Annotated in this window: 26 protein-coding genes; 15 read left to right on the forward strand and 11 right to left on the reverse strand. The window is 45.7% G+C overall.

The annotated features are described in order from the left end of the window. The first annotated feature begins 30 nt into the window (after positions 1–30). The gene (locus tag ABDK00_RS14715; RefSeq protein ID WP_346236606.1) at positions 31–1,383 is read left to right on the forward strand and encodes an efflux RND transporter periplasmic adaptor subunit; all 1,353 of its coding nucleotides are present in this window, start codon (positions 31–33) and stop codon (positions 1,381–1,383) included. A gap of 22 nt (positions 1,384–1,405) precedes the next feature. Beyond that, on the forward strand, positions 1,406–1,876 hold the full coding sequence (locus ABDK00_RS14720; protein WP_346236605.1) for a VOC family protein: 471 nt from the start codon (positions 1,406–1,408) through the stop codon (positions 1,874–1,876). A gap of 21 nt (positions 1,877–1,897) precedes the next feature. Here ABDK00_RS14720 and ABDK00_RS14725 read toward each other — a convergent pair whose 3' ends face one another. Together ABDK00_RS14725 and ABDK00_RS14730 are read right to left on the reverse strand one after the other, a co-directional pair. Then, positions 1,898–2,179 (reverse strand): barstar family protein, encoded by a 282-nt coding sequence (locus ABDK00_RS14725; RefSeq protein ID WP_346236604.1) that lies wholly within the window; start codon positions 2,177–2,179, stop codon positions 1,898–1,900. Further along, positions 2,176–2,634 carry a ribonuclease domain-containing protein gene (locus ABDK00_RS14730; protein WP_346236603.1) on the reverse strand — a complete coding sequence of 153 codons (459 nt, stop codon included), beginning with the start codon at positions 2,632–2,634 and terminating at the stop codon, positions 2,176–2,178. Before ABDK00_RS14730 ends, ABDK00_RS14725 begins: the two co-directional genes overlap by 4 nt. Positions 2,635–2,738: 104 nt before the next feature. On the opposite strand from ABDK00_RS14730, the gene ABDK00_RS14735 reads away from it, so the two are divergent. After that, positions 2,739–3,635, forward strand: coding sequence for a 3-hydroxyacyl-CoA dehydrogenase NAD-binding domain-containing protein (locus tag ABDK00_RS14735; protein WP_346236602.1), 897 nt, complete (start codon positions 2,739–2,741; stop codon positions 3,633–3,635). Here the strand turns inward: ABDK00_RS14735 and ABDK00_RS14740 are convergent. Next, complete coding sequence (locus ABDK00_RS14740) at positions 3,606–4,052, reverse strand: type I restriction enzyme HsdR N-terminal domain-containing protein (RefSeq protein ID WP_346236601.1); 447 nt, start codon at positions 4,050–4,052, stop codon at positions 3,606–3,608. The two genes, ABDK00_RS14735 and ABDK00_RS14740, sit on opposite strands and share 30 nt — an antisense overlap. Before the next feature lie 100 nt (positions 4,053–4,152). On the opposite strand from ABDK00_RS14740, the gene ABDK00_RS14745 reads away from it, so the two are divergent. The 4 genes from ABDK00_RS14745 (at position 4,153) to queA (ending at position 8,399) form a co-directional block, all read left to right on the forward strand. Next, on the forward strand, positions 4,153–4,923 hold the full coding sequence (locus ABDK00_RS14745) for an AMP nucleosidase (RefSeq protein WP_346236600.1): 771 nt from the start codon (positions 4,153–4,155) through the stop codon (positions 4,921–4,923). A gap of 89 nt (positions 4,924–5,012) precedes the next feature. Then, the gene (locus ABDK00_RS14750) at positions 5,013–5,408 is read left to right on the forward strand and encodes a hypothetical protein (protein WP_346236599.1); all 396 of its coding nucleotides are present in this window, start codon (positions 5,013–5,015) and stop codon (positions 5,406–5,408) included. Further along, a complete protein-coding gene (locus ABDK00_RS14755; protein WP_346236598.1) occupies positions 5,408–7,117 on the forward strand; it encodes an ABC transporter ATP-binding protein in 1,710 nt (569 codons plus the stop codon). Before ABDK00_RS14750 ends, ABDK00_RS14755 begins: the two co-directional genes overlap by 1 nt. 232 nt (positions 7,118–7,349) lie before the next feature. Further along, positions 7,350–8,399: a tRNA preQ1(34) S-adenosylmethionine ribosyltransferase-isomerase QueA gene (gene queA / locus ABDK00_RS14760; protein WP_346236597.1), complete on the forward strand. Its 1,050-nt coding sequence runs from the start codon at positions 7,350–7,352 to the stop codon at positions 8,397–8,399. A gap of 342 nt (positions 8,400–8,741) precedes the next feature. Here queA and ABDK00_RS14765 read toward each other — a convergent pair whose 3' ends face one another. The 3 genes from ABDK00_RS14765 to rpe all read right to left on the reverse strand — a co-directional run bounded on the left by ABDK00_RS14765 (position 8,742) and on the right by rpe (position 11,222). Then, positions 8,742–9,302, reverse strand: coding sequence for a YiiX/YebB-like N1pC/P60 family cysteine hydrolase (locus ABDK00_RS14765; RefSeq protein ID WP_346236596.1), 561 nt, complete (start codon positions 9,300–9,302; stop codon positions 8,742–8,744). A gap of 64 nt (positions 9,303–9,366) precedes the next feature. Then, positions 9,367–10,350 (reverse strand): PhoH family protein, encoded by a 984-nt coding sequence (locus ABDK00_RS14770; protein ID WP_346236595.1) that lies wholly within the window; start codon positions 10,348–10,350, stop codon positions 9,367–9,369. Between the two features lie 224 nt (positions 10,351–10,574). Continuing rightward, positions 10,575–11,222, reverse strand: coding sequence for a ribulose-phosphate 3-epimerase (gene rpe, locus ABDK00_RS14775; protein WP_346236594.1), 648 nt, complete (start codon positions 11,220–11,222; stop codon positions 10,575–10,577). A gap of 81 nt (positions 11,223–11,303) precedes the next feature. Here rpe and ABDK00_RS14780 point away from each other — a divergent pair, with 81 nt between their 5' ends. Continuing rightward, the gene (locus tag ABDK00_RS14780; RefSeq protein WP_346236593.1) at positions 11,304–11,762 is read left to right on the forward strand and encodes a hypothetical protein; all 459 of its coding nucleotides are present in this window, start codon (positions 11,304–11,306) and stop codon (positions 11,760–11,762) included. A 16-nt stretch (positions 11,763–11,778) separates the two neighbouring features. Here ABDK00_RS14780 and ABDK00_RS14785 read toward each other — a convergent pair whose 3' ends face one another. Both ABDK00_RS14785 and ABDK00_RS14790 read right to left on the reverse strand, forming a co-directional pair. After that, positions 11,779–12,270, reverse strand: coding sequence for a metallophosphoesterase family protein (locus ABDK00_RS14785; RefSeq protein ID WP_346237372.1), 492 nt, complete (start codon positions 12,268–12,270; stop codon positions 11,779–11,781). Positions 12,271–12,311: 41 nt separating this feature from the next. Further along, positions 12,312–13,301, reverse strand: a complete 990-nt coding sequence (locus ABDK00_RS14790) for a zinc dependent phospholipase C family protein (RefSeq protein WP_346236592.1) — start codon at positions 13,299–13,301, stop codon at positions 12,312–12,314. Positions 13,302–13,475: 174 nt separating this feature from the next. Between ABDK00_RS14790 and ABDK00_RS14795 the strand changes: the two genes are divergently transcribed. The 4 genes from ABDK00_RS14795 to ABDK00_RS14810 all read left to right on the forward strand — a co-directional run bounded on the left by ABDK00_RS14795 (position 13,476) and on the right by ABDK00_RS14810 (position 16,503). Next, complete coding sequence (locus tag ABDK00_RS14795) at positions 13,476–14,408, forward strand: ABC transporter ATP-binding protein (RefSeq protein ID WP_346236591.1); 933 nt, start codon at positions 13,476–13,478, stop codon at positions 14,406–14,408. A 24-nt stretch (positions 14,409–14,432) separates the two neighbouring features. Further along, positions 14,433–15,707, forward strand: a complete 1,275-nt coding sequence (locus ABDK00_RS14800; RefSeq protein WP_346236590.1) for an ABC transporter permease — start codon at positions 14,433–14,435, stop codon at positions 15,705–15,707. A gap of 147 nt (positions 15,708–15,854) precedes the next feature. Beyond that, on the forward strand, positions 15,855–16,175 hold the full coding sequence (locus tag ABDK00_RS14805) for a DUF2752 domain-containing protein (RefSeq protein ID WP_346236589.1): 321 nt from the start codon (positions 15,855–15,857) through the stop codon (positions 16,173–16,175). Beyond that, positions 16,135–16,503: a TM2 domain-containing protein gene (locus ABDK00_RS14810; protein WP_346236587.1), complete on the forward strand. Its 369-nt coding sequence runs from the start codon at positions 16,135–16,137 to the stop codon at positions 16,501–16,503. Before ABDK00_RS14805 ends, ABDK00_RS14810 begins: the two co-directional genes overlap by 41 nt. A 6-nt stretch (positions 16,504–16,509) precedes the next feature. Here the strand turns inward: ABDK00_RS14810 and ABDK00_RS14815 are convergent, their stop codons facing one another. Continuing rightward, positions 16,510–18,633 (reverse strand): TonB-dependent receptor family protein, encoded by a 2,124-nt coding sequence (locus ABDK00_RS14815; RefSeq protein WP_346236585.1) that lies wholly within the window; start codon positions 18,631–18,633, stop codon positions 16,510–16,512. Between the two features lie 137 nt (positions 18,634–18,770). Between ABDK00_RS14815 and ABDK00_RS14820 the strand changes: the two genes are divergently transcribed. The 3 genes from ABDK00_RS14820 to ABDK00_RS14830 all read left to right on the forward strand — a co-directional run bounded on the left by ABDK00_RS14820 (position 18,771) and on the right by ABDK00_RS14830 (position 22,276). Then, on the forward strand, positions 18,771–19,943 hold the full coding sequence (locus tag ABDK00_RS14820) for a DUF3298 and DUF4163 domain-containing protein (RefSeq protein ID WP_346236584.1): 1,173 nt from the start codon (positions 18,771–18,773) through the stop codon (positions 19,941–19,943). Positions 19,944–20,010: 67 nt separating this feature from the next. Next, complete coding sequence (locus tag ABDK00_RS14825) at positions 20,011–20,592, forward strand: hypothetical protein (RefSeq protein ID WP_346236583.1); 582 nt, start codon at positions 20,011–20,013, stop codon at positions 20,590–20,592. 103 nt (positions 20,593–20,695) lie between these two features. Then, a complete protein-coding gene (locus tag ABDK00_RS14830; RefSeq protein WP_346236582.1) occupies positions 20,696–22,276 on the forward strand; it encodes an NAD(P)/FAD-dependent oxidoreductase in 1,581 nt (526 codons plus the stop codon). 8 nt (positions 22,277–22,284) lie between these two features. Here the strand turns inward: ABDK00_RS14830 and ABDK00_RS14835 are convergent, their stop codons facing one another. Together ABDK00_RS14835 and ABDK00_RS14840 are read right to left on the reverse strand one after the other, a co-directional pair. Further along, complete coding sequence (locus ABDK00_RS14835) at positions 22,285–23,271, reverse strand: YihY/virulence factor BrkB family protein (protein ID WP_346236581.1); 987 nt, start codon at positions 23,269–23,271, stop codon at positions 22,285–22,287. Continuing rightward, the gene (locus ABDK00_RS14840; RefSeq protein WP_346236580.1) at positions 23,268–23,621 is read right to left on the reverse strand and encodes a nucleotide pyrophosphohydrolase; all 354 of its coding nucleotides are present in this window, start codon (positions 23,619–23,621) and stop codon (positions 23,268–23,270) included. Before ABDK00_RS14840 ends, ABDK00_RS14835 begins: the two co-directional genes overlap by 4 nt. Between the last annotated feature and the right edge of the window lie 35 nt (positions 23,622–23,656).

Below are 23,656 nucleotides of genomic sequence, written 5' to 3' on the forward strand. Positions count from 1 at the left end.
CTAATTGAAAAATATTAATCGATAAAAAGAATGAGTAAACGTTGGCAGAAAATATTAATCATTGGGGGCGCAGTGCTGGCCGCTGTGTTTCTTATCATGGTCAATCTCAATAAGGATAAAGGAAATATTCAGGTAACTGCCGAGAAGGCGGCGGCCCGGTCCATTACCGAAACCGTTACCGCGAGCGGGCAAATCTATCCTGAATTCGAGGTAAAGATCAGCCCTGACATCAGCGGCGAGGTTACCGAGCTTACGGTAGAAGAAGGCGATAGCGTTACGAAAGGCCAGGTATTAGCCCGCGTCTATGCCGACGTGTATGCCCTGCAGCGCGACGAAGCTGCAGCAAGAGTGGGCCAGTCTCAAGCCACGGTTGCCAATAGCAAGGCTGCCTTAGGCGCTTTGAAAGCGACGCTCGACCAGGCCCAGCAGCAGTATGACCGGAATAAACAATTATACAACGAGCGCGTCATTTCAAAAGCCGAATTCGAACAGTTTGAAGCCAGTCTTTCTTCAGCAAAAGCCAATTATAATGCGGCGCTCCAAAATATCCGCAGCCTGCAGGCAGGTGTTCAGTCGTCTCAAACGGGCTTAACCTCTGCAAATATCACCCTTAGCCGGGCGACCATTACTGCGCCTATGAGCGGCGTTATATCTTCTCTTAAAATTGAAAAAGGAGAGCGCGTTGTGGGCACCGCTCAAATGGCCGGCACCGAAATGATGACGCTGGCAGATATGAGCTCGATGGAAGTCCGGGTAGATGTAGGCGAAAATGATATTGTGAAAGTAAGCATCGGCGATATTGCCGATGTGGAAGTAGACGCTTACAACGAAAGAAAGTTTAAAGGCATGGTAACCAAGATTGCGAGCAGCGTAAAATCGGCTTTGGGCGGCGCTGCCACAAGCACCGAAGTAACCAATTATGAAGTACGCATCCGGCTGGATAAATCTTCTTACCAGGATTTGATCAAGGATAAAAAATTCCCTTTCAGGCCCGGCATGAACGCGCGCGCTGATATTAAAACCCGCCAAAAAGACAACGTTGTATCCGTTCCGATTGCCTCGGTCAATGCCCGCGTAAAAGGAACTGATAAAAGCCTCTCCGAATCAAAAAAAGAAAACGAAGTGGCTAACACAACCGATGCCGCCGCAGATCAAAACAACGACGAAATGGAAGAAATTGTTTTTATGATCATGAAGGACGGTGTGGTGAAAAAGCGTGTGGTTAAGACAGGAATCCAGGATATTAATTATATCGAAATTACCAGCGGCCTTAAAGCCGGCGACCAGATCGTTACGGGGCCTTATAGTGTGGTAAGCCAAACCTTAAAAGACGGCGACAAGGTGAAGGTCGTTTCGAAGGAGGAGCTTTTTAAAACCAAGTAAACTCATTGTAAAAAAATAAACAATGCTTAAATATTTTCTATTATATCTGTGTATTGCGGCCGGTGTGCCAGTTTTAGCGCAAAGCAAGGCCCAGCCAAAGGCAGTGCTCAATCATCAGGCGCTCTATGTTACAGACCTGGAAAAGTCGGGTAATTTTTACAAAGAAGTTATCGGACTCGAGCAGATAGAAGAACCTTTTAAAATAGGCCGGCATATCTGGCTCAAAACCGGGCCCCACACTTCCCTCCACTTAATCAAAGGCGCAACGGAAAAAAAGGAATACTATAAGAACCACCATATTTGCTTTAGTGTGCCTTCGCTGGAAGCCTTTATCGAAATTTTGAAGCAACGAAAAATTGAATGGGAAGATGCTGCAGGCAAAAAAGGAAGCATCACCGCCAGGCCGGATGGCATCCGCCAGATCTGGATTCAGGATCCTGACGATTACTGGCTCGAAATTAATAATGACCCACAGGGGTTTGAAAAACCTTAGCTTCTGAAGCTCGCCGGAACTTTATCCCGGCTTCCGGAGGTAATATTCAAACCCAAAATCAGGCTCCAACTCGTCAGCCGCATCTTCAAAAAGGAGAATCAGTTTGTCAAATGTTTCGAGCTGTGTCATCGACATATTCAAAAACCTAACGGTCGCCGGCAGCGGCATATCGCCGGTAATACAATCCCACAAAGCATCCAGGTTTTTACCGAAATGCGCGGGCAGCTGAAGCGAAGTCTTAGCCATCGCATAAAAGTCATCCATGGTTCCAATACGCTCGAAATCGAATGCTGCTTCGTTCATCGTTGCTCAAAAGTTTTATAATGATCGTAAGTGACGAAAATTATTCCATCGCTCGAAAATAAAAGCCGGTCAGCGTTGCGGCGGCCACAATGATAGTTAAGATCAGCTTCAAACCATTTTCTATTCGGCGCCGACGGAAGATTATTTTCCCGATTAAAAAAAACATCTCCGCCAATCGCTTTTCCGGGTACCGCCTCGCATAAATTCCCTTCCGAAGCCACCCAGCCCAGCTTCCGTGCTTCGCTTTTTTTAATATAATAATCAGGTAGCCGCTTATGCTTCTTCACATAAGGCACAACCAGCTTTTCACTAGTCAACTCATCAATAGCCAACCTGGCCGTATCGGCAGACGAATGAACCTTTTCACTGACGCTTCGGTCTTTTAAAAAAATAATGCCGCCAACGATGAGAATCAGCAGCGCTATGATGGCGACACGTTTGTTGTTGATCATCATTTTGCAAACTTAGGCAATTAACACACAGCCCGTTCATCGCAATTTTTCATTAACTTAAAACCCTGTTTAACGTTATTTCGAAACAATTCAACGATTAAAAAAACATGATGATAAAAAATGTTTCCATCATAGGAGCCGGAACCATGGGCAACGGCATCGCCCACGTTTTTGCGCAGCACCATTTTAATGTGACGCTGGTAGATATTGATGGCGAACAGCTACAAAAAGGGCTGTCAATCATTTCAAAAAACCTGGACCGGCAGATAGCCAAAGCATTGATCAGTCAGGAACAGAAAACGAAAATTCTTGAAAATATAAAAACAAAAACCAACCTATCTGATGGTGTAGAAACGGCGCATCTCGTTGTCGAAGCAGCTTCTGAAAACGAAACGCTCAAACTCAAAATATTTCAACAGCTGGATGCGGCAGCTCCCCAGGATTGCATTTTAGCGAGCAACACATCATCTATCTCGATTACGAAATTAGCCGCTGCGACCCAAAGACCGGAGCAGGTGATCGGGATGCATTTCATGAACCCGGTGCCCGTCATGCAACTGGTAGAGATTATTAATGGCTATGCCACCAGCAGTTACGTCACTGGCTCGATTGTAGAATTGAGTAAACAGATAGGAAAAACGCCTGCCATTGCCAGCGATTATCCCGGCTTTGTCGCTAACCGGATTTTGATGCCCATGATCAATGAGGCAATTTACAGCTTGCAGGAAGGTGTGGCCGACGTAACATCGATAGACACCATCATGAAGCTGGGCATGGGCCACCCGATGGGCCCTTTGCAATTGGCTGATTTTATCGGCCTTGATGTTTGCCTTTCCATTTTACAAGTATTACAAAAAGGGTTTGGCAGCCCCAAATACGCGCCCTGCACCCTACTCGCCAATATGGTGGCAGCGGGCCAACTGGGTGTAAAGTCGGGTGAAGGCTTTTACGTGTATACACCCGGCAGCAAAGATTTAGTGGTGAGCAGCAAATTCAGGAAGTGAGTCAATCGCCACCAATTGGCCATGCTCTTTTTTCCAGCCATAATGATGATTGCCGTTGGTTAGCACGAGGTAATCGGCAGGCATCGTAATATGGTATCGCAGCACCTGATGTAAAACATTTTCCGCGACAGGCACTTTATGGCTTTTACATTCGATCAACATCCAGGGCCGGTGATCGGGAGCATAAACTAAAATATCAAAACGCTTTTTAAGTTCCCCCAGATAAATTTCTTTCTCAAGCGCGATCAGCGTTTTCGGATAACGCATCACCTGAATCAAATAAGCGATGAAATTTTGGCGCACCCACTCTTCGTCCTGAAGCAGCAGCCATTTTTTACGAATGGGATCGAAAATATGAGGCTGATTATTGCGCAGCTCGATTTTGAAATCGGGCGTCGGGTAGGCTATGTTCATCATCAGTCCAAAAATAAAAGATTATTTTAGAGCCTGTTTAAATTTGTTAAGCGAAGTTATTTTGTAGCTCATTTTAAATAAGCGCTTAGCTAAAGAAACTGATATGAAGACAAAACAAGATATCGTAGCCAACTGGCTGCCACGCTACACTGGTGAAAACCTGAAAAATTTTGGAAAATATATCCTGCTTACCAATTTCAGCAACTATGTGCAACTGTTTGCCGAGTGGCACAAAGTGAAAGTGGTGGGCGAAGGAAAGCCGATGCAATGCGCTACGGCAGATAATATGACCATCATTAACTTTGGAATGGGCAGCCCCACGGCAGCCACTATCATGGATTTATTAACAGCCATTGCACCCGAAGCCGTTTTATTTTTAGGAAAATGCGGCGGCCTTAAAAAAAGGAATAAAGTGGGCGACCTTATTTTACCCATCGCCGCCATTAGAGGAGAAGGAACCTCCGACGACTATTTCCCTTCGGAAGTGCCCGCGCTGCCTGCGTTTGCCCTGCAAAAAGCGGTGAGTACCACCATCCGCGAAGCGCAAACCGACTATTGGACCGGCACTGTTTATACCACGAACAGAAGGGTTTGGGAGCATGACGAACCTTTTAAAGAATATCTGAAAAGAATTCGCGCTTACGCTATCGACATGGAAACGGCAACCATTTTTAGCGTGGGTTTTTTTAATAAAATTCCAACAGGCGCGCTCTTGTTGGTCAGCGATTCGCCGATGATTCCCGATGGCGTAAAAACCGCCGAAAGCGACAAAAAAGTGACAGCCACCTATGTGGAAAATCATTTGAAGATCGGCATCGGATCTTTGCGGCAGCTTATTAATAACCAACAAACCATCCGGCATTTAAGGTTTTGACAAAAGGGCTTGTGGCATCAGTTTTGCTGCTTTTCCACGATAAAGCCCGGCCCCGGAACCCAATCTTTCCACATCTAAAATTTCACCCGATGCGCGCTCCCATAAAAACCACGCTCCTATTTTCGATGCTTTCCTTATGTATGTCTTGCAGCAATACAACTGCGCTCAATAAAGGAAAGGAAAAGCTGAAAGCCCGTTTTGAAGTAGCAGGCATTTGCTCTAATTACACTTTTAGCCTGATCGAAGGAATGGCTGACACCTCACTGGTAGCAGCCAGCTGGACTAACCCCCAGTCGGATAGCACTTACACCAATGCCTTTGGCGTCAAAAACCCCTGCGACCTGCCTGAAGGATTGAAAGTAGGCGATGAATTTTATTTTGAAATAGACAGCAACCGGCCCAACCGTTGCATGGTTTGCATGGCTTACTATCCTACACCGGCAAAAAAATTGAACATCAAAGTGCTTGAAATTGTTAAGGAATAATGGCAACGCCTCTTCTTTCTATAAATGACCTTTCAGTCAGCTTCCATGTTGGCGATCAGGTAGTCAACGCTATCCGCGATATTTCTTTTAATGTTCACGCCGGTGAAATCGTTGCGCTGGTAGGAGAAAGCGGTTCCGGAAAATCGGTCACTTCTCTGTCTATGCTACAATTGCTTCCAAGTCCTCCCGCCCGGGTCGATCAGGGCACGATCCTTTTTAATGAAGACGGTAACCGCCCGGTGGACCTGCTCAGGTGCAGCATTGCTGAGCGTCAAAAAATCAGGGGCAACAAAATATCGATGATATTTCAGGAACCCATGACCTCGCTCAACCCTGTTTTCACCTGCGGCTACCAGGTAGGCGAAGCGATATTAGCGCATCACAAGCTCACCAAACAAGAGGCAAAAAAAAGAACGATAGCCTGGTTTGAAAAAGTGAAGCTCCCCAATCCTGCCGATTTGTACAGCCGGTATCCGCACCAGCTGAGCGGCGGCCAAAAACAGAGAGTGATGATTGCTATGGCCATGTGTTGCAAGCCTTCGCTACTAATTTGTGATGAACCGACGACGGCGCTCGATGTCACGGTTCAGAAAAATGTACTCGAGCTGATCAAAACCTTGCAACGCGAAACTGGTATGGGCGTCATCTTCATCACCCATGATCTTGGCGTTGTGAAACAAATTGCCGATCGCGCTATCGTCATGTTCAAAGGAAAGATTGTAGAGCAAGGCCCCGTTAACGATATTTTTCATAAGGCTCAACACCCCTATACAAAAGCGTTGATTGCATGCAGGCCGGTCAACCATAAACGCGGGCAGCGCCTGCCCGTCGTGCGCGACTTTTTAAATAGCGAGCCGGAGCTGCAACCACAGCTGGCTACGCCGAAAGCCATTCAACAGCAGAAACCGGCTAGCGAGGCAACCCGTAAAACGCTCGTTAGCGTGGAGCATTTATCGGTTTGGTTTACAAATAAGAAAAACTGGCTGGGGCGCCCCATCAGCTATGTCAAAGCGGTTAATGATATCAGTTTTGAAGTGTATGAAAATGAAACCCTGGGTATTGTGGGCGAAAGCGGATGCGGCAAATCGACACTGGGGCGAACCTTATTGCAGCTGATACCTGCCACGAGCGGCACCATCAAATATAAGGAGCAAAATCTTAATCGTTATAATCCCGCGCAATTGCGCGAATTGCGACGCCACCTGCAAATTGTTTTTCAGGATCCTTATTCGTCTTTAAACCCGCGCCAGAAGATCGGCGCAGCGATTGAAGAACCTTTAAAAGTGCACGGCCTTTTTAAAACGGCTGCTCAGCGAAAGCAGCGAACGCAGGAGCTCTTGCAGAAAGTAGGGTTGATGCCAGAACATTATGATCGCTATCCCCATGAATTTAGCGGCGGCCAGCGACAGCGTATTGTCATCGCGCGCGCCTTAGCGCTGCAACCTTCCTTTATTATCTGCGACGAGTCGGTGTCTGCGCTTGACGTAAGCGTGCAGGCGCAGGTTTTAAACCTGCTGAACGACTTGAAAAAAGAATTTGGATTTACCATTGTTTTTATCAGTCACGACCTGAGCGTCGTCCGCTATTTCAGCGACCGGATTTTAGTTATGAACCGCGGCGAAATAGAAGAAATAGGCCCAGCCGACGATATTTACGAGAGCCCCGAAAAGGAGTATACCAAACGGTTGATCGACGCCATTCCGCAATGATCAGGCGTGTTGGATGTGGCGGGACGCTTCGATAAACCCTCACCTCAAAAAAATGAAAGAAAAATAGCAAAAAAACGCTACCTTTGCAGCCACAAAATCGAAAACCGGTGCCGTAAGACCGGGGCTCGGAAGGATAAATTGCCTGATTTTCAGGAATTTTTACTGCCAACCTCAGCTTCATACCCCACTGTTTTATTGATTTTGAATCACTAAAAGAAAAAGAATAATCTTAATGAAGCTTTCACAATTTCAATTCGACCTTCCCTTAAACCTTGTCGCTCAACATCCGGCTAAAAAAAGAGAAGATGCGCGCATGATGGTCGTTCATCGTCACACCGGCGAGATCGAAAACAAGCATTTTCGCGATATCCTGGATTACTTTGATGATAAGGATGCATTTGTAGTAAATAACACAAAAGTTTTTCCCGCGCGTATGTATGGACGTAAGGAGAAAACAGGTGCGAAGATCGAAGTGTTTTTATTAAGAGAACTGAACAAACCCAATCGCCTTTGGGATGTGATCGTGGACCCCGCCAGAAAAATACGTGTGGGTAATAAATTATATTTTGGCGAAAATGAAGAGCTGGTAGCCGAGGTAATCGACAATACCACCAGCCGCGGCCGCACCATCAAATTTTTATGGGAAGGCGAAGAAGATGCATTTCGCGCTCAGTTGGAAGTGTTGGGCGAAACGCCGCTACCGAAGTATATCAAACGCAAGCCCGATGAAGATGATAAAGAACGTTACCAGACTGTATATGCTAAGCATGAAGGCGCAGTAGCCGCTCCTACAGCCGGTTTGCACTTCAGCCGGGAGTTAATCAAACGCCTTGAAATTAAAGGTATCCGTTTTGCAGAGATCACCTTGCATACCGGCCTGGGCACTTTTCGCCCGATTGAAGTGGAGGATTTGAGTAAACATAAAATGGACGCCGAGTATTTCAGAATTGAAGAACCGGCTTGCAAAATCGTGAATAAAGCAAAAGAAACCAACCATCGCATCTGCGCTATCGGTACTACCACTATGCGTGCCATGGAATCTTCTTTCACAGCTCACAAAATGTTGAAACCAGCCGAGGGATGGACCAATACTTTTATTCATCCGCCTCACCAGTTTAATATCGCTGATTCGCTGGTGACGAATTTTCATCTGCCCAAAACAAGCCTCATGATAATGACGGCGGCTTTCGCAGGTTACGACCTGGCGGTAGAAGCCTATAAAAAAGCGATAAAAGATAAGTACCGGTTTTTCAGCTATGGTGATGCGTTGTTGATTCTTTAACCAATTTTTCAAAGCGGGCGCCTGAATGTAGCTTGCCCCGATTTGAGACTATCACCACGCTAATACTTTATTATAAATACACAAGATTCCCGTATTTTTATAATGGCCTTCAGCAATGAGGGCCATTTTCATTTGCGGCCGTATGTATTTCACAAATATTCATCGGAAGTAGCAACACGTACAAAAAATTATGACTTTAGCTGATAAGAAGCAAATCAAGACCTTTACTTCCCCCACTTCAAAGGGACAGTAGCATCGCATATGCTATCTCTCAGCCAATGAAACAACAGCTTACGTGACCTCAATAAAATAGGACAATGAAAATAGATGTGGTCGATGCACTTAAAACACAAAATCAAATATTTCAATGGCACCTTGCTTCCAATACAAATCATCAATTGTCACATACGACAGATCATCTTTTTGATTTAAGTGCTTAAATAAGGCACCATTCGTCGCAGCGCTCAAACCTTTAAATACAAATTCGCTGCAATACATACGATCGTCGGTTGTTAAATTAAAAAACAGATCAAAAAGCAGCCCTTCGCTGTAGCGCTCGCGGATCCAGTTTGCCAGCGACTCGCTTTCTGATGCGTTCAGTTGATATCGATAGACCGCAATCCTGTCATTGATCTTTGGATCACAAAAAAGCTCAAGTGGCTGTCTTAATAATTTTTGAGAAGGGTTGAAACGCCCGCCCAGCGCATGATAGACGAAAACAGTATCGTGCTCAACCTGGATAATGCCACAGTGGGAGAAAGATTTATCTGTCCGGCTCATGTGCCGTGCAGCCTCACTTACCTCGTCAATCCCGTTGCGAAAAATAAGATCCCCGCTTTGCAGCAGCGGCTTTAAACGCTGTAGTTCGCCAAGCCCCGCTTTATGGTTTCTTGCGCAGGCCAATAGGCAAAAAAGAAAAAGGCACCCGCCGAAACGGATACCTTGAAAGGTAAAATGGATTTTACCTCTATGATCTTGAAGCTTCTTTTTCTGCATTGCGCTCGTGCTCGGTGTTATAAGCCTTGATGATGGCTTTAACCAATCTGTGTCTTACAACATCTTCTTCATCCAGCTCGATATAGCCGATGCCTGGAATATTCCTTAAAATGCGCGCCGCTGTTTTCAATCCACTACGTTGATTTTTGGGAAGATCTACCTGGGTCATATCCCCGGTTATAATCGCTTTGGCATTGGCCCCGATCCGTGTTAAAAACATTTTCAATTGAAGATCGGTGGCGTTCTGCGCTTCATCAAGAATGATAAAAGCGTTGTCTAAAGTTCGGCCGCGCATGTACGCCAGCGGAGCGATCTCAATAGTCCGGGTCGTCATGAAATAGCCCAGCTTATCTGCCGGAATCATATCATCGAGCGCGTCGTAAAGCGGTCTCAGGTAGGGGTCGATCTTTTCTTTCAGATCACCGGGCAAAAAACCAAGGCTTTCCCCGGCTTCCACAGCGGGACGGGTAAGGATAATTTTCTTTACCTGCTTATTTTTCAACGCGCGCACCGCCAACGCCACTGCGGTATAGGTTTTACCGGTACCTGCCGGCCCCATAGCAAAAACGATATCATTTTTCTCAGCTTCCTGCACGAGCTTTTTCTGATTTGCGGTGCGGGCTCTTACACTTTTGCCGTTGGGACCAAAAACTAAAACTTCATTGGGATTGCGCTCCATAAAGTTGTCGATCACTTCTGCATCATCGCCACCCAAAATCTGATCGAAATAGTTATTACTCATGCTCCCGTTTCTTTCGATATAAGAAATAGCGAGGCTGATTTTTTCTGTGGCGGCTTTTATCTGTTCGGGCGATCCGCTCAGTTTTAACTGGGTGCCACGAGAAAGGATTTTGAGTAATGGAAATTTCTTTTTGAGTATGTCGAGCTTTGCATTGTTAACACCTAAAAAATCGAGAGGGTTAACGGTTTCCAGGTTAATAATTGTCTCTGTCAATTCAAATTAAGTTTATCATTGAGGCTACCGGCAAAGAGCGAACCGGCTTATGCTTCGTCATGCCGAACTTTCTTGCAGCATGCCTGCTCTTCTAATCCAAATATATTATTTATAAAGTGAAAAAGCCTCTTATAAGTTATTAACAAATGTTAATTCTGTATCGTGCCCATTACTAAATAATTGCTTATAGACTCCTCCAATCTGCCACAATTTCCTTTCGCAATTTATATCGCTTTCAGCGTCTCGATTGTCAACACAGGATCTGCGGCTTTAAAAACAGTACTTCCCGCAATTAGCACGTCTGCGCCCGCGTCAATAATTGACTTGGCATTTTCCACCGTCACCCCGCCATCTATTTCAATCAACACATTTAAACCGCGCTCTACAATCATTTTTTTCAGCTGCTTGATTTTTTCAAGCGTGTAAGGAATGAATTTCTGGCCGCCAAAACCCGGGTTAACACTCATCAGGTTTACAATATCAATTTCATGTAATATGTCGCTAAGCAAACCCACAGGCGTATGCGGGTTAACGGCCACTCCCGCTTTCATACCGAGCGCCTTAATAGCGCTGATATCCTGGTGCAGCATCGGGCAGGCTTCTATATGAATCGTTAAATGATCGGCTCCGGCATTTTTAAACTCCTGGGCGTAGCGCCCGGGCTGTTCAATCATCAGGTGCACATCGCAGGGCTTCTGCACGACCTGGCGCACAAAATCAATCACCATCGGACCAAAACTTATATTCGGCACAAACATCCCGTCCATCACATCAAGATGAAGCCAATCGGCACTGCTGTTATTAATCAGCTCGCATTCGGATTGCAGCTTTAAAAAATCAGCTGCCAGCAAAGAAGGTGCAACCAACGCCATAATTTCTCAGGTTTTAGAATTGCAAAGTAAACCTTTACAAAACGAAATTGCCTATTTTCGCAAACATAAATCTCGAAAACTATGCAAACCGGATTATTACATTTACACAGCTTTTTGCGTTGGGCTATTGTTTTATTTTTTTTGATAGCCATCTTTAAAAGCCTGGGAGCCGGCAACAAGCCCTTTACCAAAGGCCATGCAACGGCGGGCCTTTTGTTGATGATTTGTTGCGACATCAATCTCCTGGTTGGTTTGGTACAATGGTTTACGGGCACTTTCGGGCTTAAGCTTTTTCAACAAATGCCTATGGGGGATATTATGAAAGCGCCCATTTACCGCTTTTTTGCTGTTGAACATTTACTTGGCATGATCGTGGCGATCGCATTAGTTCATGTAGGCCGGTCTTTTGCTAAGAAGAATATTCCCGATGCCGTTAAGCATCGCAAAACTGTTTTGTTTTATGTGATTTCGTTTATCATTATGCTGGCTTCAATTCCCTGGCCGTTTAGGGAAGTGGGGCAAGGCCGCGGTTGGTTTTAATCGCTGCAGCGCCAGCTTATTTTTTTCCCAGCTCAATTACTTCGCAGTTTGAAAAATTTTTCCCTTCGATCGAAAACCGGATGAGCGTTCTTACCTTTTGCCATCCCTGTTTGCCGGCCGCGCCCGGATTCATGTGAAGGCACTGCAGCGCATCGTCGAACATAACTTTCAGGATATGCGAATGCCCGCTGATAAACAGTTGTGGCTTCTCTGCTATGATTAGTTTTTTGGTTTCGGTGTTATACTTCGGCGGATATCCCCCAATATGCCGCATCATAACTTTCACGGCCTCCACTTCAAAAAGCAAAACTTCTCCAAACCGACTGCGAATATCAGCGCCGTCAATATTACCATAAACACCCCGCAAAGGTTTGAAAGCCCGCAGTTCGTCGGCAATGCCACTATTGCCGAAATCGCCCGCATGCCAGATCTCATCACATTTTTCAAAATACTTGAAAACCTGGGGATCTAAAAAACCATGTGTATCTGATATAAGGCCAATCTGCATCAATCGTCTAAAAGTTTGAAAAGGCTGCTGCCAGTGGAGTCTTAATCTTTGGTCATCCGCCTCGTTGAAATGAGCATTTTATTTTTTACAAGTTCGTTTTTGCGGAATGCTTTTCGCTCTGCCTTCAATGACTTTTTATGATACCCATCCGCCAGCAGAGGTTTTAGATCTGGCCGGCCTGCGTTCACCCAAGCGGTAAACCAAAAATCAGCCAGGGCATCGGCCGAAGCCACCAGCTGTTCATTGATCGAACCGCGCAGCGCCTGCGCATATTGCTTCGCAAATGCGTTAGCATAAAATCTTCTGTTTTTGCCCCAACGCACTTCCCATCTGTATTTGGCGCTATCCGAAAAATTCACCGACACCTCTCTTTCCTTTTGCAACATTTCTGGCAACAGCGAAAAAGTATGCTCAATAATTTTCCAGATTTCATCCGCAGGCGAAGCAATATACCTGGCCTTATGCCGGCTGCTCAAATCATAATGGGTGATCATTACTTCGGGCACGGTAGTCTCCCAAAGATCATGGATGCCATGCTGTCCCGTCAACTGACCGTCGTAGTTGACCGATGTGTGTAGCGGAACGTGGGCGTCGGCAATATAGTGGCTTAGGTCAGCCGCATAAAAGAGAATGCTGTCGGCGTTTTTCGATCGAAATGCATCCGTCAGCTTGTCCATATATTCCACCACGACAAAGGGCAGCGTACCGTATTTGTGCAGGGTGTCTAAAGAGTATTTTTCGATCGCCTTTTGGAAATCGTGAGGCACTTCCTGAAAGGCATTGGGGCCAAATCCTTCCATATCAATATAATGCTTACGCCCTTCTGATTCATCCTGGGTGCGCCTTATGTCGGGCCTAGGCGCACCATAAACGAGGGAATCCTTGTGGCTGAAGAAAAACGCGCGCATGGGTTTTGGCAGCTCGTAAATAGCCAGTTGGGCAATGGTCCGATGGCCCAAAAAGCCCCAGCCCGAAACGGCCAGCGCGGTTGTCAACAATATTAAAACTGCGATATAATGTCTTTTGATCATGATAGGATTAGAATAGATGCAAAGTTGCAGGAAATAAGCAATTAATTAGAGGCGCAGCGCATTATTTAATCGTAAAAAGAAAGGTTCTTGATTGGAAGCAGTTTCAGCGGGCGAAACAGAGAAAAGGTATTGAAACAACTATCTTTGGTAAAATTCAACCTGTAATAAGAAACTATGCCGCTACTTGAAGTCAAAAATCTGAAGAAATATTTTGCCACGCAAAAAGCCGTCGACGATATCAGCCTTACCATTGAGCAAGGCCAAATTTTTGGGCTACTGGGGCCAAATGGCGCGGGAAAAACGACGCTTATCCGCATGATCACGGGTATTTTTTACCCAGACAGCGGATCGATTATTTTTGATGGCAAGCCCTTTGACCCGGCCAATGATATTGCTAAAATTGGGTATATGCCGGAGGAGCGCGGGCTTTACAAAAAAATGAAAATCGGGGAGCAAACGCTTTACCTCGCACAATTAAAAGGCCTTGGTAAAAAAGAAGCTACCGAAAAAATAAAAGACTGGTTTGCCCGGTTTGAAATGGAAAGCTGGTGGAATAAAAAGGTTGAAGACCTCTCGAAGGGTATGCAGCAAAAATTGCAGTTTGTAACGACGGTTTTGCATCATCCTAAATTGATTATCCTCGACGAACCTTTCAGTGGATTGGATCCGGTGAACAGCAACTTAATTAAAGACGAGATCTTCAACCTCGCAAAAAAAGGGGCCACCATTATTTTCAGCACGCACCGTATGGAACAGGTGGAAGAAATTTGCGACCATATCGTGCTGGTCAATAAAGGCCAGAAAATATTAGACGGAACCGTAGACCAGGTGAAGCAGGATTTTAAAGAAAACCTTTATAAAATAGCGCTGGCCGATGGGCCCGCCACGCTCGAAGACAACGACATTTTTACGATCAAAGCAACATTGAAAGACGGCGTTATTGTTCAGAAAAAAGAAGGAAGGTCCAACAACGAACTGTTACAACATTTGTTGATGAACGGCCACTCCATCGACGCATTTAATGAGATCTTACCCAGCCTTAACGACATCTTCATCCGCCAGGTAGAAGGTACGCCACTTGCGCGCAGGTTCCAGGAAATCGACTAATCAACTTATCAATCTTCAAAAAGCATGAACAAGACTTTTTTAATTATACAAAGGGAGTATTTAACGCGCGTTAAAAAGAAAACCTTCATCATTTCAACATTGTTATTTCCGCTCTTGTATCTGGGCTTGATATTCGGCACTTCTTATATCGGTGAAAAATCGTCCACCCAGTTAAAAATTGCCGTTATTGATTCTTCCGGCAAATTTACCGCGGAAAAAATCGCGGAAGCCAATGAGCATAATAAAGCCAATATTCTGACGCTCGTGCAGGAAGATCCGCGCGATCTGTCCGAAAAATTTGAGGCAAAAGGCTATGACGCCTATGTGGTTATTCCCAAAAACACTATGGTATCCGGCACGGCCAATCAAATTTCCATCAAGTCGAATCGAACGCTGGGCGCGGTTTCCGACGTAAGATCGAAACTTAATGCTATTTGGAACGATATCAAGTACGAAGATTTGAATATTGATACCGACAAACGCCAAACGCTTTCCGAAAGCCACTTAAACGTATCTGCTGAAAACCTAAGGGATAAAAAGTCGGATGGCAGCTATGCGATGGTGATTGGCTATGTGGCAGGGTTTCTTGTTTATTTTATTTTACTGATTTACGGTTCTCAGGTTATGATGGGCGTCATGGAGGAAAAGACAAATCGCATCGCCGAAGTCATGGTTTCTTCTGTAAAACCATTTCAATTGATGCTTGGCAAAATCATCGGGATCGCCCTCGTGGCTTTAACGCAGTTTTTGCTTTGGGTGGCTTTCGTGTTTGTTATTTACAATGCGGGCATTGCCGCTGCCGACGCTGACTCCTCGTCGATGGGTGAAATTGTAGGCGGCGTGCAAAAAGTTTTCACAAGTGTGAATATGCCTTTAATACTTTCCTTGTTTGCTTTTTATTTCCTGGGCGGTTTCTTTTTCTTTTCGTCGATCTATGCTGCGGTAGGCAGCGCGGTTAACGAGGATATCCGCGAGGCGCAATCCCTGTCTTTCCCCATAACGATGATTATTATTTTCGCCATTTTCATGCTGACGATCGCCATGAAAGACCCCACCAGCCCGGTCGCAGTTTGGACGAGCATTATCCCTTTCACGTCGCCGATCGTGATGATGGCGCGCGTGGCTTACGGTGTTCCCGGCACGGTAGCTTATTGGGAGCTGGCGCTGAGCATGGCTGTGCTGATAGCCAGCTTTCTGTTTATGGTTTGGTTTTCCGGGAAAATTTACCGGACAGGCATTTTAATGTACGGCAAAAAACCCACCTGGAAAGAAATGATGAAATGGGCGATGCGAAAATAGACAAGCCAGATATTTTTCCTCGCCTGTTTTCAGACGGGTTATCGCCATTTTTTTTCGCTTGCCGCCGCTAAGGGGTTATTTACCGATTTATAATATGTTGGCGCGCTGCACGTAAGTATCTTTACGTTCATCATTTAAAAAATGCGGATGATCAGATTCTTACACAAATACAGCGAAGTGTTGCTTTGGAACGGGGCGCTTATTTTACTGGGCCTTATGAACCCCGACAATTCCTTTTCCTTTTGCTTGTTAAAACAATTAGGGATAACATGGTGCCCCGGTTGTGGTTTGGGACATGCCATTCACCACACATTACATTTTGAATTTCTGAAAGCAACACAGGAGCATATTTTAGGCATTCCCGCCACCCTGATCATCTGCTATCAAAGTTGTAAATCTATTTATACAATCAACAAAACAAATCAATATGGAACAGCAACAACAACATCTACTGAGAATGTTTCCTGATATGGAGTATGACGAGATGGCTACCCTGCTAAAACTCATGCAGAGCATGAACGAACAACAACAGCAAACTTTTTTATCCATCTATTCTGGAAAAAGAAAGGATAAAACGCTAATGTTGGTGCTGGCTTTGCTTGGCTTTGTGTGCGTTGCCGGCATTCACAGGTTTGTAAAAGGTGATATTGGCCTGGGCATTTTATACGTATTCACAGCCGGACTGTGCTTTATCGGCACCATCGTGGATTTGATTAATATTAAAAAGCTTACACTCGACCACAATGTCAAAATGGCTTACGAAGCCGCGAATATGGCCACCGCCGTATTCAGATAAAAACTGCTACTTTTTTGCCTTTTGGTATTGAATCACTGCTCCTGCGAAATAATTACGTCTTGGCGCAGCGTTGTAAAACCTGCCGCCAAAGGCGTTGATGTCATTTCCCAGACTATAGTTTTCATTCAACAGGTTGTCTGCCCCCAGGTAGAAATTTAGCCGGATACGCTCGAGCCTTAAATCATAGCCCAACTTTGCTGTCCACACATGATAAGGCTTCGCCGACACAGCGTTGGCATCATTCAGGAAAATCGAAGAAGCGCCATAATAAGAACTGTTGGCATAAAAGCCGCGATCAAAAATTAAATCGAGCACGAGAGATAAAGCGTGCTTCGGTATACCGGGAAGCCTGTTTCCGGAAAAATCCCCGCTGGCGCTTTCATAAGTTTTATACTTAAAATCGCTCAAAGCATAGCCGCCTTTTACCAACCCATAAGTCAACCATTTTTGAACACGCGGTTGCCAGGTGTAAGACGCGGTCAGCTCCAAGCCTTTTTGCAGATTACGTCCGGCGTTTACAAAATAATCGGCGCCCGCTTCATCGCGCAGTTGCACCAACGCATCTTTCAGATCAAAATAAAACCCGGTTGCCTCTACAAAAAGTTGATTTTTCAATACATATTTTTTGGCGGTAAGTTCATAATTCCAGCCGCTTTCAGCCCTTAAACTGGTATTGATGACCCCTGTTGATGGCAATAAATCCGCAACAGTTGGAGGCGAAAAGCCTTTGGCTACCGAAGCCAGCAACGAAAAATCATTTGCAATCTTTCTCATTACCGAAAAGCGTGGCGCTGTTTCGTTGCTGAACGAAAAAGGCTGCTGCACTTCAGGAACGGCGTTAAGCCTCCGAAATTGCAACCGGCTTTTGTTATAACCCAGCCCCGCTGTATAATACCATTTCGAAGATTGGCTGATGGTCGCCTGGGCGAAAAAGCTATAAAGCAGCGTATTTGCCCGGTCATCGGTTTGTAAAGTGTCGGGCGCGCCGCCGCGGTTGCCGCGAACAGCAATACTAAAATCGCCTTGTTGCAGCTCGGCCCCCACGCTCCAGTCGAGATGAAAGCGGTCATTCAGCGTTTTATCAAAATCAAAAACCGTTCGTCCTCCAAAGTGAGGCTCTATCCGGGTTTCAAAGTTTCTTACCGCACTATTTTTCAGATCCGTATAAGCGCCGTATAAGCTGGTGGTGCTTTTGAGATGAGCGGTTAGCTGATGTCCGTAAGTAATTCCGGCTAACAAATTCTTTTGAAAAATGGCCGCTTTCGCATCAACCGAAGAAGGGAACATACCGGCTGCGGGCCGCGCTGCTTTTGGATCGGATTCAAATTCCTTTAGTGTAAGGGCGCCCGGTGTTTGGTAATACATATCTGTAAAAAGCAAGGCAGCGGTTAATTGTTGTTTATCATTCATCTTCCAATCTGACCGCCAAGATAGATTATCGCGCCTTAAAGCCGACTGTTGCCGGAAACCGTCTGATTCGTTGTGCGCATAAGTAAATTTCGTCGCCACTTTGCCTGTCGTCAGATCGGCAGCGGCCAGTAAACTCTGTAAATTATAGCTGCCTCTGATATATTCTAAAGAAAAATGATTTATGGGCCTGATTTCGTTATTAATTAGTAGAAGCCCTCCCGTACCGGCGCCATACATGCTTGCAACCGGGCCTTTGAATAGCTCGATCGATGAAAAATTATTATACGCCAACTGATTGAAATAAGTGCCGCCACCCGGATCGGTCAAAGGAAGGTTATTCCAATACACTTTTACATTCCTCACCCCGAAAGGCGACCGAAGCGAACTTCCCCGCACGTTGATTCGGTAGCTACCCGGCGACCGCTCTTCCATTCTTACGCCGGGAACAGCGTTCAGGTCGTTAACCAAAGACAACTGGTTCGTACGCGCGGCGGGCATTATATGCGCAACCGAAGCCGTACTTTGCACTTCGTGCTGGCCGAAAGCGCGCACGGTAACTTCCGACAAAGACTTTACAGTATCGCTTTGAGATGTTTGAGCCCGGCCGGCAACGTAAAGCAACAGTAATAACACTGACGCTTTAGTATATTTTAAATACCGATGCAGCCGCAAACCGCTTCGCATCAGTAATGCCTTATGTAGTTGGAAACCTGTAGACAAAAAAATAGTTTATACAATTAAAAATAGCATAGCCAATTGTAATTTTGGGCTTATGCCGGCAAATTACTGAACTTAGAATTATGGCATGAAATTTTATGTGAGAATAGCGGTTTTTACCACCACCAAACCTTATATTTATGAACAACCGGATTTTTGCTTTAGCAATTTCGCTGCTGATTTTCGCTTCCTGTAAAAATGAAGATAAAAAAGCTGAAGGTAGTGCGCCTTTGACAAAAGACAGCGCGATTAGCCAAAGCCTCACCGATCCTTACTTTTATAAATCTTTAGAAGGCACTATTGCCGGCAAACCTGTAGTGCTCAACTTGGTGAAAACAGGCAACCGCCTTGATGCGAACTACTATTATACAGAAAAAGGCCAACCGATTTTCCTAATGAAAAACTGGGAAAAGACAGCAAAAGACAGTTTTTATTTTATAGAGATCACCAACCCTTCCAATGGCCAATCTGCACAATTATCCATGGCCATCGTTACGAATGGCTTGCGTGGAACATGGACGAGCGCGGACGGCGCCGCCTCCTATCCGATCGATCTTAAAACAACCAGCGCTGATGCGCCCCTGGAACTGATCGCGATGAGCAAAATTGATACTGCTTATTATACCCGCTTCAAATCGGACACGCCAACGCTAAAAGCTGCCGTAACGGTGGTAGCAGCTTCGGGCCACGACGACCATGCGGAATGGCTAAACGACCGCGTAAAATCAATCATCGCCAATGGCAATAAAAAACTTAAAAACCTCTCGCTATCGCAAACGGTTGACGCGCTCGTGAGCGATGCAGTCAACGGCTATGAGGCCGAAGTAGACAGCAGCATTGTTGGCGTTGACGATGATGGGCCTCATTATTTCTTAAATCGGGAGTACGAAACGCTTTCCAACGTTATTTTCAACCAGCATGGATTGCTCACCTTAAGCGTATTTAATTATGCCTACACCGGTGGCGCTCACGGCAACCACGCCACTTCGATGCACTGCTTTGACCTGACTAACCGAAAAGAACTGAAGCTTTCTGACATCACTTCCGCCGATTCGGTTGTATTAGGCAGGCTGCTCGAACAGCAGTACCGCAAGCAATACGAAGTGCCGGCGGGAACACCATTAAGCCAGCGCCTTTTTGTAGATAAGCTCGCGCCCAACAACAATTTTTATCTGTCGCCAACCGGAATCGGTTTTTGCTACGCCCCCTACGAGATCGCTTCTTATGCGGACGGACAAATTAATATCTGGATTCCTTTTTCCGATTTGAAGGGCTACTTAAATCCGGAGTTTGCGAAAAGAATGCATTTGTAAAGAATTTTTATTGCTTTAACATTTTTCATCGCGCACCGATTCTATTTATACTTTACCTTTAGCGCAAATGTCACGACTGCTGTTGATTTTTTGCCTTATCTCCGTATCCCTGCTGACTCATGCGCAGGTACCTGATTTTATTTCTGTAAAAAAGAAGAACGGCATTTCCGTAAAAAATTATTATGCCGGCGTAGAAATCTCTTTTATGGCGACGGACGGAAGGCGCTACAACGCCCTGATCGACCGCATTGCCAATGACAGCCTTTATCTGCGCTATTATACACTGTCGCCCTACACCAATATTTTTGGAACGATAAGCTACGACACGGTCACAACTTATGTACTTCAAATGCATTACAAGGCCATACGCTATGTATATGCGCCAAAAATTTCTTATCGCAAAGCCTATTTGGGCACCCTGGGCAGGTATGCGGCCATCGGCGGCCTGGGATACACTTTTCTAAACCTGTTTAATGGTTTGATACAAAAAGCTGATCCGCTATTGGATGACCGCAATGCCCGCAACGTAGCCATATCAACAGGTATCGGCGCGGCAGGTTTATTTTTAAACAGGAAATTCCGGGGCGGCGAAAAAAGCAATCGTTACAAGATCGTGTATGTGGATATGAGGGATGATAAACCACAATAGCGATCAATAATATACCTCTCGCCATCGATTATTTCAGAACAATTTCTATTTCAGGATTTAGCTGTTTCTTTGCATCAACTCTTCAGGATAAAAACCTGACAATATGCAGCAAACTATAGATCTCAAACTTACCCCCGAAGAAGCGGCTTCAGACGAAACTGTACTTCACGCCATTGCGAATAAGATTTCAATCCCGCTTCAACACATCTCAGGCTACACCATTTTGAAAAGGTCGATTGACGCCCGGTCGCGACAACCGTGGATCAATCTGAAACTTTTTGTATCCATCAAACAGCCGCATCCCGCACGTGAAAAAATAAATTTTCGCTTTCAGGACGTAAGTAAAGCCGATCAAAAAGTAATCATCGTTGGCGCGGGGCCGGCAGGGCTTTTTGCCGCACTTCAGCTGATTGAATCCGGTATTCAACCTATCCTGCTCGAACGCGGAAAGGATGTTAAATCGCGGCGGCGCGATTTGGCCGCGATGAATAAACAAGGGATTGTAAACCCCGAAAGTAATTATTGTTTTGGCGAGGGCGGAGCCGGAACTTACAGCGACGGCAAACTTTTTACGCGCAGCAACAAACGCGGTGATATCGACCGCATACTCCATCTTTTTGTCCATTTTGGCGCCGATGAAAAAATATTATACGACGCCCATCCCCATATTGGCACGAATAAATTGCCGCAGATCATTACGGCGATGCGCGAACAAATTATTGAAAGCGGCGGGCAGGTTTTGTTCGATAAAAAAGTGGTGGATTTTCGCATTAAAGACAACGCCATCTCTGCTGTCAGCACCGCAGACGGACATGTTTTTGACGGGGCTGCTGTAATCTTAGCTACAGGCCATTCAGCCAGGGATATCTTCTACCTGCTTCATGAGAAGAAGATTTTAATTGAAGCCAAACCTTTCGCTTTGGGCGTGCGGGCCGAGCATCCCCAGGAACTGATCGATCAGGCTCAATATAAATGTGATGCAAGAGGCTTCTATTTGCCGCCGGCGTCCTACAGCCTGGTGCAGCAGGTTCAGCAGGTAGGGGTATTTAGCTTTTGCATGTGTCCGGGCGGCATCATCGCGCCTGCAGCCACCGCGCCGGGAGAAATAGTAGTAAATGGCTGGTCGCCCTCAAAAAGAAATAATCCTTATGCCAACTCCGGCATCGTCGTGCAGGTGCAACTCAAGGATGTGATGAACCAGCGCGGCCTTAAAAACCCGGATCCGCTTTCTTTATTAAATTTTCAGGAAGAAGTGGAGCAGCGGGCTTTTGCTGCCGGCGGCGGAGACCTTCAGGCGCCGGCACAACGCATGGTAGATTTCTGCGCTAACAAAGTTTCTCAGTCGCTGCCCAAATGTTCGTACCTGCCCGGCATTACGAGCGCCGATCTTTCAACCGTATTGCCTCCCTTTATTCATCATGCGTTGCAAAAGGCGTTCGTTGAATTTGGCAAAAAAATGCCTGCCCGCTATGGAGGAAAGGGATACTACACCAACGAGGCGGTGTTGGTGGCTACCGAATCGCGCACATCCTCGCCGGTTCGAATTCCCAGAGACGCGCAGACCCTGCAACACCCACAAATCAAAAACTTATACCCTTGCGGCGAAGGCGCGGGTTATGCCGGAGGCATTGTCAGCGCGGCCATGGATGGCGAGCGCGTAGCAAAGATGATTGCCGGTTTATAAAAGCTGGGCTACATCCGGGGCTTGTTCTCCTCCAACACATCATGTTCATGTGCTGCTACGACTTTGTCGTTATGTAGATTTTGAATAGAGTCTTCATGTTCCACTTCGACCTGTTCTACCCAAACGGCATACTGCGTCGGATAAATATTCATATCATTATGAATAGCAAATACACGGGTGAAAACGGCGCCAAAATACAGGATCACAGCTGAATAATAAACCCAGAGCAGGATAACTATAACAGAACCGGCTGCGCCATAGGCGGAACTCATACGATTATTACCCAGGTAATAACTGATCACAAATTTTCCCGCCATAAAAAGTAATGCGGTGACGAAAGCGCCCGCTCGAACGGCCTTCCAGCGAATTTTGGCATCGGGCAACACCTTAAAAATCAGTCCAAACAAAACAGAAGTAATCAAAAAAGTAAGCCCCAGGTTAGAAAGGTAGGCCAGCGTGACCTGTGTTTCCGGAATCTTTCTTGTGAGTTCCGATATAAACAAATCCATAATACCATTGACGATCAGGGAAACCAATAGTAGAAAGCCCAGCGACACCACCACCGAAAATGAAAGCAACCTGTCAAGAATCAGCTTGAGCCAGCCCCTGCCTTTTTTAGGCCGGGTTTTTAAGCGCCATATATAATTAATCGAATCCTGGATCTCCGCAAACATGCTGGTAGCGCCAAAAATAAGCGTCGCGAGTCCGACAATCGTCGAAAAACTTTTTCCTGAAAGGTCACTGGCTGCGTTGTTGATCGTTCTTTGAATTTGGCCGGAAGCATCGGCGCCCACCAGATCGGATATCTGCCCATATAATCCCGCTTTAATACTGGCATCCTGGCCGGACAATAACTCTGCCGTCCACAACACTACGATCATTAGTCCGGGAATTGAAAAAATAGTGTAGTAGGCCAGCGCTGCGCTCAGTTTAAAAATGCGCATATCAAAAACATCTTCAAAAGATTGCTTGATTATTTTCCAGGTTTTTTTCATGGGTGTTCTTTCAGCTTATCATTACTTGTATGTCTTTCGTGATCGCGTATCGTTTTCTTATCAAAATTTTTCTTCAGAGCCGCGGTTAAATCAACTTCGGTTTGATTTGCCAAACATAGTAATACCCACAAAACGTCTGCCATTTCGTCGGCCAGCGCTTCCTGCTGCTGCGTAGCGTTTAGCTCCTTTCCTTTTTTGTAAGACTGTTCTCCGTAAATACGGGCCATATGCTTAGCCAGCTCGCCTACTTCTTCGGTGAGGATCGTCATATTGGTGAGCTCGCTAAAATATCTCACGCCCACCGTTTTAATCCACTCATCGACTTTTTGTTGCGCTTCCTGTAACGTCATATGTTGTAGTGATTTATATTAGCTTCCTTAATTGA

Origin of the sequence: Niabella insulisoli, assembly GCF_039652435.2 — a bacterium.
Classification (GTDB): domain Bacteria; phylum Bacteroidota; class Bacteroidia; order Chitinophagales; family Chitinophagaceae; genus Niabella; species Niabella insulamsoli.